The organism is Paraburkholderia sp. 22099 (assembly GCF_052045835.1).
In the GTDB taxonomy this organism is placed as follows: domain Bacteria; phylum Pseudomonadota; class Gammaproteobacteria; order Burkholderiales; family Burkholderiaceae; genus Paraburkholderia; species Paraburkholderia terricola.
Window position 1 is genome coordinate 30,688 of the sequence record NZ_JBQEPU010000023.1, and the last position, 14,183, is coordinate 44,870.

13 protein-coding genes are annotated in these 14,183 nt (G+C 62.6%); 4 read left to right on the forward strand and 9 right to left on the reverse strand.

Annotated elements, in window-relative coordinates; genetic code table 11:
- Both sfnG and msuE read right to left on the reverse strand, forming a co-directional pair.
- A complete protein-coding gene (sfnG, locus tag ACTJLC_RS21490; protein WP_073430192.1) occupies positions 1 to 1,104 on the reverse strand; it encodes a dimethylsulfone monooxygenase SfnG in 1,104 nt (367 codons plus the stop codon).
- A 28-nt stretch (positions 1,105 to 1,132) separates the two neighbouring features.
- Positions 1,133 to 1,714, reverse strand: coding sequence for an FMN reductase (gene msuE / locus ACTJLC_RS21495; protein WP_073430191.1), 582 nt, complete (start codon positions 1,712 to 1,714; stop codon positions 1,133 to 1,135).
- A 465-nt stretch (positions 1,715 to 2,179) separates the two neighbouring features.
- Between msuE and ACTJLC_RS21500 the strand changes: the two genes are divergently transcribed.
- Positions 2,180 to 3,295 (forward strand): sigma-54 interaction domain-containing protein, encoded by a 1,116-nt coding sequence (locus ACTJLC_RS21500; protein ID WP_073430189.1) that lies wholly within the window; start codon positions 2,180 to 2,182, stop codon positions 3,293 to 3,295.
- A gap of 110 nt (positions 3,296 to 3,405) precedes the next feature.
- Here ACTJLC_RS21500 and ACTJLC_RS21505 read toward each other — a convergent pair whose 3' ends face one another.
- A complete protein-coding gene (locus ACTJLC_RS21505) occupies positions 3,406 to 4,650 on the reverse strand; it encodes an acyl-CoA dehydrogenase family protein (RefSeq protein WP_073430188.1) in 1,245 nt (414 codons plus the stop codon).
- A 424-nt stretch (positions 4,651 to 5,074) separates the two neighbouring features.
- Here ACTJLC_RS21505 and ACTJLC_RS21510 point away from each other — a divergent pair, with 424 nt between their 5' ends.
- Both ACTJLC_RS21510 and ACTJLC_RS21515 read left to right on the forward strand, forming a co-directional pair.
- On the forward strand, positions 5,075 to 6,037 hold the full coding sequence (locus tag ACTJLC_RS21510) for a response regulator (RefSeq protein WP_073430223.1): 963 nt from the start codon (positions 5,075 to 5,077) through the stop codon (positions 6,035 to 6,037).
- Between the two features lie 23 nt (positions 6,038 to 6,060).
- A complete protein-coding gene (locus tag ACTJLC_RS21515) occupies positions 6,061 to 7,491 on the forward strand; it encodes a sensor histidine kinase (RefSeq protein WP_073430187.1) in 1,431 nt (476 codons plus the stop codon).
- Between the two features lie 49 nt (positions 7,492 to 7,540).
- Here the strand turns inward: ACTJLC_RS21515 and ACTJLC_RS21520 are convergent, their stop codons facing one another.
- From ACTJLC_RS21520 to ACTJLC_RS21545, 6 genes are all read right to left on the reverse strand, one after another.
- The gene (locus tag ACTJLC_RS21520; protein ID WP_073430186.1) at positions 7,541 to 8,041 is read right to left on the reverse strand and encodes an acyl-CoA thioesterase; all 501 of its coding nucleotides are present in this window, start codon (positions 8,039 to 8,041) and stop codon (positions 7,541 to 7,543) included.
- Between the two features lie 151 nt (positions 8,042 to 8,192).
- Complete coding sequence (locus tag ACTJLC_RS21525) at positions 8,193 to 9,140, reverse strand: alpha/beta hydrolase (RefSeq protein ID WP_073430185.1); 948 nt, start codon at positions 9,138 to 9,140, stop codon at positions 8,193 to 8,195.
- A 2-nt stretch (positions 9,141 to 9,142) separates the two neighbouring features.
- Entirely contained in the window at positions 9,143 to 9,643 is a 501-nt protein-coding gene (locus ACTJLC_RS21530) for a thioesterase family protein (RefSeq protein ID WP_073430184.1), read from the reverse strand.
- A gap of 109 nt (positions 9,644 to 9,752) precedes the next feature.
- Entirely contained in the window at positions 9,753 to 10,718 is a 966-nt protein-coding gene (locus ACTJLC_RS21535; protein WP_073430183.1) for an L-carnitine dehydrogenase, read from the reverse strand.
- Positions 10,719 to 10,801: 83 nt separating this feature from the next.
- Positions 10,802 to 11,731 (reverse strand): 3-keto-5-aminohexanoate cleavage protein, encoded by a 930-nt coding sequence (locus ACTJLC_RS21540; protein ID WP_073430182.1) that lies wholly within the window; start codon positions 11,729 to 11,731, stop codon positions 10,802 to 10,804.
- A 48-nt stretch (positions 11,732 to 11,779) separates the two neighbouring features.
- A complete protein-coding gene (locus tag ACTJLC_RS21545; protein WP_073430222.1) occupies positions 11,780 to 12,733 on the reverse strand; it encodes a choline ABC transporter substrate-binding protein in 954 nt (317 codons plus the stop codon).
- A gap of 367 nt (positions 12,734 to 13,100) precedes the next feature.
- Here ACTJLC_RS21545 and ACTJLC_RS21550 point away from each other — a divergent pair, with 367 nt between their 5' ends.
- Positions 13,101 to 14,126: a GlxA family transcriptional regulator gene (locus ACTJLC_RS21550; protein WP_073430181.1), complete on the forward strand. Its 1,026-nt coding sequence runs from the start codon at positions 13,101 to 13,103 to the stop codon at positions 14,124 to 14,126.
- The last annotated feature ends 57 nt before the right edge of the window (positions 14,127 to 14,183 follow it).

Here is a 14,183-nt window from a genome sequence, read left to right on the forward strand (position 1 = left end):
TCACGCGGCCTTGGCCTGTTGCTTGCGTTCGAGTTCGCGCACCAGCGGCAGAACGCGTTTGCCGAAGTACTCCACCTCTTCGATGAAATGGAGAAATCCGGTCAGCACCAGATCCACGCCAATCGATTTCAATTCGACGATGCGCTCGGCGATCTGCTGCGGCGTACCGATGAGATTGGTGCGAAAGCCGTCGTTGTACTGCACGAGGTCTTCGAAGCTCGATTTGGCCCAATTGCCTTCGCCTTCCGGCGAAGCCGCGCCCGCCTGCCTGGCGGCATCGCCGAACGCATGCACGGCTTCGACGTGCGCATGCCTGATGATGTCGTCGAGCACCGCTTTGGCTTCTTCCTCGGTATCGCGCGCGATCACGAAGGCGTTCACGCCGATGCGCACCTTGTGATTGTTTTTCGCCGCCTTCGCCTGAATGTCGTCGATTTGCGCCTTCAGGTTCTCCGGCGTATTGCCGTTGGTGAAGTACCAGTCGGACACGCTCGCGGCGTTGTCGCGGGCGGCGCGCGAACTGCCGCCCTGGAAGATCTCGGGATGCGGCTTTTGCACCGGCTTCGGACTCAGCGTGTAATCGTTGAAGCGGTAGAAGTCGCCCTTGAAGGTGAAGTGGTCCTGCGTCCAGATGCCCTTGAGCGCCTGAATGAATTCGTTCGAGCGCCGATACCGTTCGTCGTGTTCGAGCCACGGCTCGCCGATCGCGGTGAACTCGCCTTTGAACCAGCCGCTCACGACGTTGATTGCAATGCGCCCGTTCGAAATGTGGTCGATGGTCGCCAGTTGCTTGGCGACGACCGCGGGATGCCAGGGTCCGGGCAGGATCGCGGCCAGCACCTTGAGTTGGGTGGTCGCGTGCAACAGCGCCTGGCTGAAGGAAACCGATTCGTGCTGATGCTCCGCGCCGTAGCCGGCGGTAAAGCGAATCTGGCTCAGCGCGTACTCGAAACCCGCCTGCTCGGCGGTTTGCGCGAGCTTCTGGTTGTATTCGAGACTCCAGTCGGTGCGTTGCTCGATCGTGCTGACGACCAGGCCGCCGCTGACGTTGGGCACCCAGTAGGCGAACTTGAGGGCGTCGTCGTGAGAATGGGTGTGGCTCATGATGTTCCTGGTGATTGAATGAAGGAGGTTAGGCAGCCAGCGTTGCCGCTCGCGAGGAAGAGGCCGGAAGGCGTCCCGCATGCAGCCACGGCAGCGCGCGTGTCACGGCGAGCGCGATGCGCTCTTTCAGCGCGGCGCTTGCGATGGCATGGCCGTCGAAATCCGCATCCGACGCATAGACGCCGATCGGCAGCGTGCGAGCCTGAAAGAAGCTGAAGAGCGGCCGCAGTTGATGATCGATCACCAGCGCGTGACGCTCGCTGCCGCCGGTTGCCGCGAGAAGGACGGGCACGTCGAACAGCGCCTCGTGATGCACGAGATCGAACAGATGCTTGAAGAGCCCGGTATACGAAGCGCGATAGACAGGGCTCGCGGCGATGATCAGATCGGCCGATTCGATCGCCTTGATCTGCGCTTCGACGTCGGCGGGAAGCTGCGCGCGCAGCACGGCGCCGGCGAGTCGCGGCGCGATCTGGCCGAGTTCGACGAGGTGCGTGTCGATCGGCAGCGCGTCGCCGAGCGCCGCGAGCAGGCCCTCGACCACGGCCAGCGTGCGCGATGGCCGTTGCAATCCGCCGGAAACCGCGACCACGTTCAATCTGTTGCTCATGCGAACGATCCTTTCAATGGGAAGCGAATCAAATAGGGAGTTCGGCTTATTGAGCGAATAGCGTGCCATTCGCCGCTGCCGGCGCGAGCTGTACTTTGGGGCGGTCGCGCGTTTCGGCCCGATGGCGCGGCGAGTCAAATGGCATAGCCGTTTGCGGCGTTTTCCCGCGCGTATATCGCGGCGGCATGGAACGATTGCAGGCGTGCGTATGAAGCTGACGAAGCAAGATGGCCTCGGCGCTGCTGCTGGAGAAGCAGTGCCGGGTTTCGGCGAGCGCAACGCGGACTTTCAGAATGCCGACAAAACCGCGTGAACGGCGTCGAGCGAAGCGTGTGTCGATGCGGAAGCGGCATTCATGACGATGCTGCTGCCAAAGAAGCAATTCGACTTTGGTTCCCACAACAAAATGCATAGGAAGTCGCGCCGGGTGTTCAGAATAGGCTGTCCGACACCGAGCTTCTACTCATGAATTCTTCATTCAATCACGTGTTGGCGGAACGCTCAGCCATTACACGAGCGGAGTCGCCGCCTTTATTGACGATGCCCGACACGCGCACGCTGACCACTTCCATCCGCGCCACCGCGCAAGTTTTCTCGGACCCGCGCTCGCTGGCGTTGCTCGAACGTATTCGCATGGTGGCGCCGAGCGACGCCAATGTCCTCGTGATCGGCGAGACCGGCACCGGCAAGGAACTGGTCGCGCGTCACGTGCATAACCTCAGCGCGCGCAGGGACCGGCCTTTCGTGGCCGTCAATTGCGGTGCGTTTTCCGAGTCGCTGGTGGAGAGCGAGTTGTTCGGTCACGAGAAAGGCGCGTTCACCGGCGCGTTTTGCGCGAAGCCCGGCTGGTTCGAGGCGGCCAATGGCGGCACGCTCTTTCTCGACGAGATAGGCGACCTGCCGCTTTCGATGCAGGTCAAGCTGTTGCGCGTGTTGCAGGAACGCGAAATCGTGCGGCTGGGCTCGCGCCGGAGCATTCCTATCGACGTGCGCGTGCTGGCGGCCACCAACGTGCATTTGCAGGACGCGGTGGCGGCGGGTCATTTCCGCGAGGATCTGTTTTATCGCCTGAACGTGGTGCATCTGGCCGTGCCCACGCTGCGCGACCGGCCGGGCGATATCTTGCCGCTCGCCAGATACTTCATTGAAGAGTACAGAAACCGGCTGGGTTATGGCGCTGTCGGCATCGAGCCGTGCGCGGAGCGAAAGCTGCTGGCGCACAGTTGGCCCGGCAACATCCGCGAACTGGAAAACGTCATTCACTACGCTTTGCTCGTGTGCAGCAGCGATTCGTTGAGGGAGGGCGATTTGCAGATGTCGTCGTTCGGCGTTCAGAGCGCGCGGCGAGCGGGCAATGAGCCGGCGCCATGCACGCCGCTCGAAGGGCTCGAGGGCGCCTTGCGCAATCTGTTCGATAACGCGGAAGGCAAGCTGTTCGAACAGATCGAAGACACCGTGATGCGGGTGGCGTTCGAGTTCTGCTATCGCAACCAGATCCAGGCCGCGAGATTGCTGGGCATTAGCCGAAACGTATTGCGCGCGCGGCTGATTCGCGCGAGACAGATTTCCGCGCAAAAGTAGCCGCGAGTTCGCGCGGCCTCGTCGCGGCGTAGCGGCGAACATCTCGCTTGACGCCGCCTGCGGACCGGCCGTCGAGCCGGTCCACGCATGATGCTCGCCGCGCCGCCGAATCATGCCGCCGACACGCCGTTGCCGATCTGCCAGATGAAAGGCGGCTCGGTGCCGTTGATTTCCCAATCGCCGACGATCCGTTCCTTGTAGATGAGCGGGTTATGCGATGCGGCGGTGCGAGCGTTGCGCCAGTGGCGGTCCAACAGTTTGTTCTCGCTGACGCCGGATGCGCCGAGTGCGTTGAAGAGGTCGGTGGTGGCTTGCAGAATCAGCGCGGCCACCGCGACTTGCGCCTTGGCCGATTCGATTTCGGCGGCGACGTTCGCCGACTTCTCGGCTTCGCGATCCGCGCCGAAGCGCGTTTCGTATGCGCGTTGCGACGGCTCGGCCGCGCGCACGGCGGCGGCTTCGGCCGCATATACGCGCGCCGCGATTTGCCCGACCACCTGCTGCACCTGGGCGTCCTCGCTCACGCGCGGCGCGTTGCCGTGGCTGTAAACGCGGGTGCGCTTGCGGACTTCATGCGAGATGTCGCGTAACGCGGCGCGGCCCGTCCCCGCGATCACGGCGATCAGCACGAGCTGATAAAACGCGGTCTGGTATTTGAAGCGCGTCGAGAAGTCGATGATGTTTTCCTCGTCGACCACGGCATTCTCGAACACCGAGGTTCCGCTGCCCGTGGTGCGTTGGCCGAAACCGTCCCAGTCGTCGCTCTGTTTGACGCCCGGCTGGCGGGTGCTCAACGCCGCGATGACGTCGGCGCCGTTATCGTCGCGTTGCGCGTACACGTCGATCCAGTCCGCAAAGATGCTGCCCGTGCTGTAGTACTTCGTGCCGTTCACGACCCACTGGTTGCCGCGCCGCGACACACGCGTGATGACTTCGCCCAGTTTGACCGCGCCGACTTCGGTCCACGCATTGCCGACGATTTCACCATTCACGAAACGCTCGAACCATTTTTCCCGCGCGGGGCCCGGCACAGCGTTGATGCGGTCCTCGACGAAGGCGAAGTGTCCGCGCAACGCCTGCGGCAAACTCGAATCGGCTTCCGCCAGTTCGATCAGCAAGTGCACGAGTTGCGGCAGCGATGCGCCGGCGCCGCCGTATTCGGCCGGCACGCGAATGGCGCCGAAGCCCGCTTCCTTCAACCACTCGATCTGTTCGTGCGGGAGCGTGCGAGTGCGTTCGCGCTCGAGCGCGCCTGCCGCGATGCGTTCGAAAATGGGCCTGAATCTGGCGGCCAATGGCTCGTAGTCCGTGCCGCGGGAAAGCGGCAAATCTTCACGCTGGTTTTGTGATGCCATACGCCTGCTCTTGAGTCGGTGAGGGGAGGGAGCCGGAACGTTTCGAGTTCCGGCCGTATGGATTGATTTGCACGATCCATGCCATTCAGGCGAACGCTTATTGCATCGCGCCATAGAGAATGGCGCTGCGTTTCAAGCTGCTGAACTGGCAGCATTGTGCTGGCGCATTGCTCGCCCCAAAGCAGTGAATCAATGTGTGGTGGGTTGAAATGCGATTAACATTATTCAGTTTGCATATACCAATAAAAAAGTAAAGGAAAGTTTGTGCGGTGTTTCACTGTTAATGCCTGGACGCCTGTACTATATGGATCGGCGGGGACCAGCCTGGTAATCAGAGTTAGAAAAAACGTATAGGAAGCTTTTTCGTATGGTTGCCGCCTTTGCCGTTCGTGTCAGCGGCGGTGTGACGAGCCACGTGAAAAATATGAACAACTTTATTCGACCACCAGTTTCGTATCCGGCAACTGTCGTTTTCGTGGACGACAACGACAGTTATCTCGACGCGCTGCGCCGTTTCTTTCCGGATATCTCCACCAATCTGTTTTTCACGCGGCCGCAAGCGGCACTCGCGTTTATCCGTCAACATGCCCGCGCGAATTCACTGGAGTTTGCGCCGGCGTCGGCGTGTTTGAGCGAAACCGGTGTCGAGCGATTTGTCGAAACCTCGGCTGAGCGCGACATCTTGCTGCGTAAGTCGCGCTTTGCGGAGGTCGCGGCGGTCGTCGTCGATTACGACATGCCGGGGGTGAGCGGTGTCGAATTGCTCTCTTCGATATCCGACTTGCGGTGCGCGAAAGCGCTGCTCACCGGCGTCGCGGACGAGACCGTCGCGGTCAACGCGTTCAATGCCGGAATCGTCGATTTATATCTGAGAAAGACCGACGCGGAGTCGGCAAGCCGATTAACCCATTTTCTGAACGACGCCCGAGCCCGGCATTGTTCCGAAAGCGGTTGGCTGGCGTTGGGCGAAAACGGCACCACGTATTGCGATCCGAGAACGCGCAAGCTGATCGACGAACTGGCCGCCGCCGAAGGTATCGTCGAGTACTATTGGCGTCCCGAGCAAAATGCCATTCTGATGTTCGACCGCGCGGGCAACCCGAGCGTGTTCGTCGCGTGGGCCGAGCACGACTGGATCTTGCAGGGCGAGATCGTGGCGGACGAAAACGGCCCGGCGGAACTGCTGAGACAGATCGCGGTGCGCGAGGTGATGCCGCTTTTCTGGCCGCATCTGGCCTACCGCGCGGGCGTCGAATTCCGCATGCTGCAGCCGCGTGAAATTCCCGGCTGGCACGACGCTTACTATGGTTGGGCTCGCATCGACGCGGCCGAGGTGGGTTTGGACGTTCGAACGTTTGCGCAATGGCGCAATGAGGCGAAGCGCTAACGCTCTTCAACACGTCGAGCCCCATGTACGCCATTCCGACCGCCTTCGTGTCCGCGTTGTTCGTGGTGTTCGGGCTTTACGTACTCATCACCCAGGGCATCACACGCCTGTCCGCGCCATTCCTTTTGATGTGCGCGACGACCTTTGCGTGGCAGGGCACGTGGACATTGCTGTTCCAGACGCAAAGTCCGCACATCGCTAGCCTGCTGGTCAGGCTCGGCTATCTGTTCATTCTGTTTCTGCCCACCACGTTCTATCACTTCATTACCGAAGTGACGGCGCGGCGCCGTGAGCAGCCTGTATTGCTCGCGTCCTACGGCCTGTGTCTGGTGCTCGCGGCGCTGCTTCCAGGCGATCTCGTGGTCGCCGGTTACCGGCGGTTCTTCTTTGGTTATTATCCGGCCGCGGGGCCTTTGCATCCCTTGCACGTCGCGCAAACCGTGCTGCTTGCGGGGCGCTGCGCGCAGCTTCTTCTCGCCGCCCGCAAGAAGGCCGGCGGCGAAGCACGCAGGCGTCTCGATCTGTGCCTTGCGGGCGTGTGCCTCTATGCGTTCGCGGCAGTGGATTACGCCGTCAACTACGGCCTGCCGTTCTATCCGCCAGGCGTGCTGTTCATCGCGCTGAGCCTGGGGCTTCTCGCGATCACGATCGTTCGCTATCACCTGATTCACCCGTATGCGCTGGCGGCGACGATCGCGCACGAGATCGCGACGCCGCTCGCGACCATCGGCATGCACGCCGACGAAATCGCGAGCGTGTGGTCGCATGTGTTCAAAGGTTATCGGCTGGCCGTCACGCACGGCATTTACGACGACCAAGGGCATGCGGGGCAGTCAGAACGCATAAGCCAGCTCGCAGCGGCAATCCGGCGCGAAGTATCGGGCACCAGCGCGATGGTCGAAATGGCGCTCGCGTCTTTTACGCTCGATCGTCTGGATCGCAGCCGTTTCAGTCCGCATTCGCTGCAGCAATGTGTGGCGTCGGCGTTGGAGCGTTATCCGTTTCGCGGCGACGAACGTGCCCGCGTGACGGTGACGCCCATCGACGCGGCCGTGCGTTTTTCGGGCTCGGATACGCTGGTGGTTTTCGTGTTGTTCAACCTGCTGAAAAATGCGTTTCATGCCATTCGCGTGAGCGGCGACGGCGAGATCACGATCAGCGCCGCAATGGAGCAGGACTTCTGCGTGCTGCGATTCCGCGACACCGGGCCCGGCATTGCGCCCGACGTATTGCCCCACATCTTCGACGCGTTCTTCTCGACCAAGCGGCACGGAAGCGGCGCGGGCATGGGCCTCGCGTTTTGCCGCCGCGCAACCGAGCTTCTGGGCGGCACGATCGAATGCAGTTCGGTGCGCGGTTCGCACACCGCCTTCACCGTGCGATTGCCGGCGCCGGGTTCAGCGGCGGACCGCGCGACGCGCGCAGCGCCGGCGCGCTCCAGGCGCCGGCGTTGATCCGTCAGGTTTAAAGGTCAAGCGCTGTCATGCGCAAGATTGCCCGCTATCAGGCATTCGTCAGCGCCGAAAACGGCAGTTCATATTCCTTCACCCGCTCGACGATCGCATCCGGGAAGCGCCTGATCTTCCGGTCTCGCCCGGCATACAGGATTTGCTGGTAGCCCTGCGAAACCTGCCGCCCGTCCACGCAAAAGCGAAACAGCAGGTACGCGGAGCAGTGCCTGACCTGCACGGTGTTCAGATAGCAATCCACTCGCTGGAACGGGAAGGTTTCATGGACGTATTCCTGGTGCGCGCGTTTGGTCACGAACATGCCGTCCGATCCCAGCAAGTCATCGTGTATGCACTCGTGGAACCACCGCTCGCGGCAAACGCCTTGCCACTCGAAATAGCGCGAGAAATACGTATTCATGAAAGCATTCGAGTCCTTGAGATAAATGTCGAACGTGTGCTGGAAGGTTTTGGGTGAAGCCGTAGTCGTCGGGTTCTCTGAAAGAAGGGCGGAGCCGCGGTTCAGAGCATGGGGGATTACGTCACGCATCAACATACGATTTTCCTTTCACAGGAACGGCTGCTTGTGGCAGCCACACATGCCTGCCAGTGCGGCAGGCACGTCTCATTCTGTTGGGGATTGCGGCCGCGTGGCTATTGGCCTGCAAGCGTGGAGCGCGTTGACCCTTGGATTATTTTTCAGTGGATCAGCCGACAAAGCAGGTACACAAAAAACGGCACACTTCATGATGCAATGCCTGAACGCCGGGACTCGAATCCATTGCGCGCCAGCATCCATGCACGAGTCCGGCGCCGAGCCAGTAGCGCGCCTCGCCGCCGGCTGAATCGATGCGTTCCGCAAACACGCGCGCGTCGTCTCTTAACGGATCGTGTTCGCAGCCGATTGCGAGCGTCGGCGGTAGTCCGTCGATGCGTGTTGCATCGAGCGGTATTGTCCACGTCGGATAGGGCCTCTGTTCTCCGCCCCAATAGAGATCGCGAAACGCGTGAACGTCGGCGAGCGTGAGCATCGGCGCGTGCGCCTCGGTTTCGCGCGCGGGCATCTGCGGTTCGATGCCGAGCATCGGATAGATCAGCGCCAGTCCGCGCACGCCTTCAACACCGTCGTCGCGCAGACGCATGGCCACGCTCGCCGCAAGATTGCCGCCGGCGCTGTCGCCCGCGAGTCGCAGAGCGCGACGCGTGGGGCAATCGAAAGGCAAGCGCCCTTGCAACGCGGCGCGCGCGATCTCCAGGCAATCTTCGTGCGCGGCGGGCGCGCGGTGTTCGGGAGCCAGCCGGTAATCGACGGCGATCACGTCGAGCCCCGTATCGGCGGCAATGCGCGCCGTCACGATCTGATGACTGTCCAGCGAGCCGAGCACGAAGCCGCCGCCGTGGAAATACAACACGACGCCGGAGGCGGCGTCATGCGCTTTTGCGCGATTCCGATAGAGCCGTAGCTTGATCGAATGGCCCGCGCGGGCGCGGAACGCGGCGTCTTGTGTCGCGACGCCCTCAGGCAAGCGAGGCGTGAACGCAGCCGCATACCGGTCGTATATTGCTCGCTGCTCGCGCGGCGCTAATGAAGCTGCATGCGCCGGATAAATCGCAGCGGTTCTTGCGACGAACGCGGCGATCTCCGGTTCGAGCATGGTCAGTGCTTTTGTGCGGCGGCATGCGCGGGCAGGCCGATCACGCGTCCCGCGAATCTTGCCGCCGGCAATACCGCATGCGCGTGCGCCAACGACTGCACACGCGCCGCCACATCGGGATCGAACGCAATCGCGCGCGGCCCGCCGGTATCCACATGCAGCAGCATCTGTTCGCCGGCCGCTACCGGTTCGACGCCATCGCCGGAGAACATCTCCAGGTAGAGATGCAAGCGCTTCGCGTCCGCCCCGAGCACGCGCATATCGACGCGAACCTGCGCGCCTTCCTTGATCTCATGCAGATAGTTGATATGCGCTTCGAGCGTATAGATCGAGCGGCCCCGCGCTTTGCGCACCGCGTCCGGTAGACCGATCTGCTCGATCAGCACGTCGGTCGCGAAGCTGAAAATCAGCATATAAAAAGCGTCGCGCAAGTGGCCGTTGTAGTCGACCCATTCGGCGCGCACGGTGTCGCGATAGCAGGGCAGTGAAGCATCTTGCGGCATGGGTCATCGTCTCCTTCATTCCCGGATGAAATGCAGCGGCGGCGGCAGTGCGCGGTCGCAATGCATCGACGCGAGGCGGCACGCCTCGCGGCATGCCGCTCCTCGCGCATCAATCGGCGGGCAGCAAGCCGTGCCGCGCCTTTACGTCGCCAATCGCCGCCAGTACGCTCGTAATGCAATCGTCGCGATAACGTTCGAGCTGCTTGATCGAGCGCGGCCCGACCTGTTCCGCCGTGCCGTCCACGACGCGGTCGATCAGTTCGTCCGTCAGCGTCGGCGCCACCAGTTTAGTCCACGGCAGTTCGAGCGCCGGTCCGAACTGCTGCATGAAATGGCGCATGCCCGCGTCGCCGCCCGCCAGCGTGTAAGTGAGGAACGTCCCCATGAACGACCAGCGGATGCCCGCGCCGAAGCGGATCGCGTCGTCGATTTCGCCGGTGGTCGCCACGCCGTCGTTCACGAGGTGCAGCGCCTCGCGCCATAGTGCTTCGAGCAAACGGTCGGCGATGAAGCCCGGCACTTCCTTGCGCACGCGCAGGGGCCGCATTGAAAGCGAACGATAGATACGCATGGCGGCGTCGACGGTTTCCGCGGCGGTTCTTTCACCGCCGAGCACTTCGACGAGCGGCAGCAGATACACCGGATTGAACGGATGCCCGACGATGCAGCGCTGCGGATTCACCGCACGCGCGTAAAAATCGCTCGGCAACAGCCCCGACGTGGACGACGCAATGATCGCCTCCGGCTTCGCCGCGCGGCTGATCTGCTCGTGCAGCGCGAGCTTCAATGCCTCGCGTTCCGGCGCGCTTTCCTGAATGAAGTCCGCGTGTTCGACGCACGCCTCGATCGTATCGACGAAGCGCAATCTCGCCGGCGACGCGCCGTCAGCGAGACCCACGCGCTCCAAGGCCGGCCATGCATTCGCCACGTTCTCGCGTAACTGTTTTTCAGCGCCGGGAGCGGGGTCCCACGCGATCACATCAAGTCCGTGCGCGAGCGCCCGCGCCACCCAGCCGCTGCCGATCACGCCCGCGCCGATGGCGGCAAATGTTTTGATATCGACGATCACTGCCATTGCTGACGTTCCTTTTTTTGCCTATGAGTTCTCAGGTTCCAAGCCGATGCGCGTTCAATGAAGCCATGCGAACGCGCCGCGTTTTACGCGTACTGTTCCGCCGCACGCCGTTCCAACTGACGCTCGCCACGCGCGGGCAAGCCCAGCTTGCGGCGTCCTTCAGCGGGCGTCAGCGCGCGGCCGCCGAGCCGTTCGACGATCTCCACCGCACGCTGCACCAGCGTGCCGTTCGTGGCATGCACGCCTTTGTCGAGCCAGATGTTGTCTTCGAGACCGACGCGCACGTGGCCGCCGAGCAGCATCGCCTGCGCGACCATCGGCATCTGCATGCGGCCTATGCCGAAGCCGGCCCATTGCGCGCCGGAGGGCAGGTTGTCGGCCATTGCTTTCATCGTCGTGGTGTCGGCGGGCGCGCCCCATGGAATGCCGAGGCAGATCTGAAACAGCGGCGGCGCGTCGAGCAAGCCTTCCTTGAGCAATTGCTTGGCGAACCACAAATGGCCGGTATCGAAGATTTCCAGTTCCGGCTTCACGCCGAGTTCCTGGATGCGCTTCGCGCCGGCGCGCAATTGCGCGGGCGTCGACACGTAGATGTAATCGCCGTCGCCGAAATTGAGCGTGCCGCAATCGAGCGTGCAGATTTCCGGCAGCAGTTCCTCGACATGCGCGAGCCGCGTCAAGCCGCCCACCAGATCGGTGTTGACGCCGAAGCGCAGCGGATCTTCACCGGGGCCGATCTCCAGATCGCCGCCCATGCCCGCCGTCAGATTGATGATGACGTCGGTGCCCGACGAGCGGATGCGGTCGACCACCTCGCGATAAAGCCGCGGATCGCGGCTGCCGCGGCCGGTTTGCGGATCGCGCACATGGCAATGCGCGACGGTGGCGCCGGCTTTCGCGGCTTCGATGGCGGCCTCGGCGATCTGCTTCGGCGTGACGGGTATGGCCGGATGCTTGCCGACGGTGTCGCCTGCGCCGGTGACCGCGCAGGTCACGATGACTTCATGATTCATGCGTGCGAGTCCCTCTGTGCTGTGAATTGAAATGCGCGATTGAAAAGCTCAAAGCCCGAGATAAGCCTTCACTGCCGGCAAGCCGTCTTTACCGTCGTAGGTCTTGACCCCGGCGAGCCAGGCGTCGAGTACTTGCGGGTTCTTCTTCAGATACGCCTTGGCGGCTTCGACGGGCTTTTCCTTGTTCATGACCGACTGCATCACGACGTTTTCCAGTTGCGTCGAAAAGCGCAGATTGCTCACGAGCTTGCCGGCGTTCGGGCAGCGCGTCAGAAAGTCGGGGGACGTCAGCGTGTAAACGCGTGCTTCGCCGTCGTTCGGACCGAATACGCCGTCGCTGCCGGTGAGGTATTTCATGTCGATCTGAATGTTCATCGGATGCGGTTCCCAGCCGAGAAACACCACCCATTTCTTCTCGCGAATCGCGCGGTCCACCGAAACCAGCATGCCCGCTTCGCTCGATTCGATCAGCTTGAAACCGCCGAGGCCGAACTGGTTGTTGGCGATCATCTTCTGGATCGCCGCGTTGGCGCTGCTGCCGGGTTCGATGCCGTAGATCTTGCCGTCGAGTTGATCGCGGTGTTTGGCGATGTCGGCGAAGGTTTTGAGGCCCGCGTCGTAGGCATAGCCCGGCACCGCGAAGGTCGCCTTGGCGCCCGTCAGATTCGGCGGTTGCAGCACCTGAATCGATTTCGATTCGACGAAGGGCGCAATCGCTTTTTCCTGCACCGGCCACCAGTAACCGAGCGACACGTCGAGCTGTTTGCTCTTCAGACCCGCGAACGAGATCGGCACCGAGGCGACAGTCGTGACCGGCTGATAACCGAGGCCTTCGAAGACGGTCGAGGCGAGCGCGGTGGTCGACGTGATATCCGTCCAGCCGATGTCCGCGAAACGCACGGCGCGGCAGGCGGGCGGATCCTGGGCGAGCGCGGGCGAAGCGGCGAGCACGGCCGCGAGGCACGCAAGATGGGCAAGCAAGGCTTTGACGCTGAACTTCATGACGTTCCCCTTCGACATTTTGGATACGTTGGACACGTTCGACTGCGTGTTTCGAACCGGGCCGCAATGAACGAAACGACGCGGGCCACGGACCTGCGCGATACCGCTTGCTGTGAGGCCTGAACCGCGGCCTGAACTGCAAGAATGACGCTACGGTAATGCCCCATATTCATGCCAAAGCGACCATCAGCGACCCGTTCTTGCTCCCATGCGACAACGAGGGAAAACCAGTATCGCGGCGCATTGCGCTGCGGCACTGCCAGGCGGGCGGAATTTTGGCGCGCCTTGCCGGCTCGCGAGCCGCTTGCTACGCTCGCCGGAACCCCGCGTCCGCCTGCTTTTTGGCCCTCACCGAGTCCTCAGCACGATGCCCGAAGATATGTCGTTCCTGTTGCTGCCGGGCTTCTCCGCGATCGGCTTCATGTCGGCGGTGGAGCCGTTGCGGGTGGCGAACCGCTTTCGCGGCGATCTTTACCGCTGGCGCATTTTCAGTCTGGACGGCGCGCCGATAGCGGCCAGCAACGGCATTTCGATCAACGCGGACGCGGCGATCGGCGAGGTGAGCGAGGCGCGGACGGTCTTCGTCGTGGCCGGCTTCGAGCCGCTGGCCTGCTATACGCGCGTGCTCGGCGACTGGCTGAAACGCCTGGAACGCGGCGGTGCGACGCTCGGCGGGATCGACACCGGCAGCTTCGTGCTCGCGGAAGCGGGGCTGCTGCGCGGCTCGGACAGCGTGACGGTGCATTGGGAAGCGCTGTCGGCGTTTCGCGAGCGCTACCCGTCACTGGACGCGAGCCAGGAACTGTTCGAGATCGGCGAGCGGCGCATCACGTGCGCGGGCGGCACGGCGTCCATCGATATGATGCTCGACCTGATCGGCCGCAAACACGGCGCGGCGCTCGCCTCGGCTGTGTCGGAACAGTTCGTGGTGAGCCGCATCCGGCAGCGCTCGGACCATCAGCGCATGGAGATCGCCGCGCGTTACGGCGTCCACAACCGCAAGCTGATTCAGGTGATCGGCGTGATGGAGCAGCACATGGAGGAGCCGCTCGCGCCCGACCGGCTCGCGCAGGAAATCGGCGTGACGCGGCGCCAACTGGAGCGGCTGTTTTGCGCGTCGCTGAAGGACACGCCGACGCATTTCTATCTGCAACTGCGCCTCACCCGCGCGCGTGAGTTGCTGCAACAGACCGATATGTCGATTACGTCGATTTGCGTTGCTTGCGGATTCGAATCGCCGTCGCATTTCTCGCGCACGTATCGGGCGCGCTTCGGCGCGAGTCCCAGAAGCGACCGGCAGGTGATGGGCGGAAGCAATGCGGGCCGCGTGCCGCCGTCCCAGGCGCGCACGCATGCACCGGACGCGTCATTGTCTCGTTTGCCGCAACACTGATTGTTTGGATTAGGCGTTTACCCTCATCGCTCCGACTTCTAGACTGTCTTCAACGGC

Bases quoted from the DNA above. Each gene is read 5' to 3' on its own strand.
- ACTJLC_RS21520 (WP_073430186.1), bottom strand. From the start codon at position 8,041: ATGTTGATGCGTGACGTAATCCCCCATGCTCTGAACCGCGGCTCCGCC.
- ACTJLC_RS21545 (WP_073430222.1), bottom strand. From the start codon at position 12,733: ATGAAGTTCAGCGTCAAAGCCTTGCTTGCCCATCTTGCGTGCCTCGCG.
- ACTJLC_RS21515 (WP_073430187.1), top strand. From the start codon at position 6,061: ATGTACGCCATTCCGACCGCCTTCGTGTCCGCGTTGTTCGTGGTGTTC.
- ACTJLC_RS21525 (WP_073430185.1), bottom strand. From the start codon at position 9,140: ATGCTCGAACCGGAGATCGCCGCGTTCGTCGCAAGAACCGCTGCGATT.
- msuE (WP_073430191.1), bottom strand. From the start codon at position 1,714: ATGAGCAACAGATTGAACGTGGTCGCGGTTTCCGGCGGATTGCAACGG.
- sfnG (WP_073430192.1), bottom strand. From the start codon at position 1,104: ATGAGCCACACCCATTCTCACGACGACGCCCTCAAGTTCGCCTACTGG.
- ACTJLC_RS21535 (WP_073430183.1), bottom strand. From the start codon at position 10,718: ATGGCAGTGATCGTCGATATCAAAACATTTGCCGCCATCGGCGCGGGC.
- ACTJLC_RS21550 (WP_073430181.1), top strand. From the start codon at position 13,101: ATGCCCGAAGATATGTCGTTCCTGTTGCTGCCGGGCTTCTCCGCGATC.
- ACTJLC_RS21540 (WP_073430182.1), bottom strand. From the start codon at position 11,731: ATGAATCATGAAGTCATCGTGACCTGCGCGGTCACCGGCGCAGGCGAC.
- ACTJLC_RS21530 (WP_073430184.1), bottom strand. From the start codon at position 9,643: ATGCCGCAAGATGCTTCACTGCCCTGCTATCGCGACACCGTGCGCGCC.
- ACTJLC_RS21510 (WP_073430223.1), top strand. From the start codon at position 5,075: ATGAACAACTTTATTCGACCACCAGTTTCGTATCCGGCAACTGTCGTT.
- ACTJLC_RS21500 (WP_073430189.1), top strand. From the start codon at position 2,180: ATGAATTCTTCATTCAATCACGTGTTGGCGGAACGCTCAGCCATTACA.
- ACTJLC_RS21505 (WP_073430188.1), bottom strand. From the start codon at position 4,650: ATGGCATCACAAAACCAGCGTGAAGATTTGCCGCTTTCCCGCGGCACG.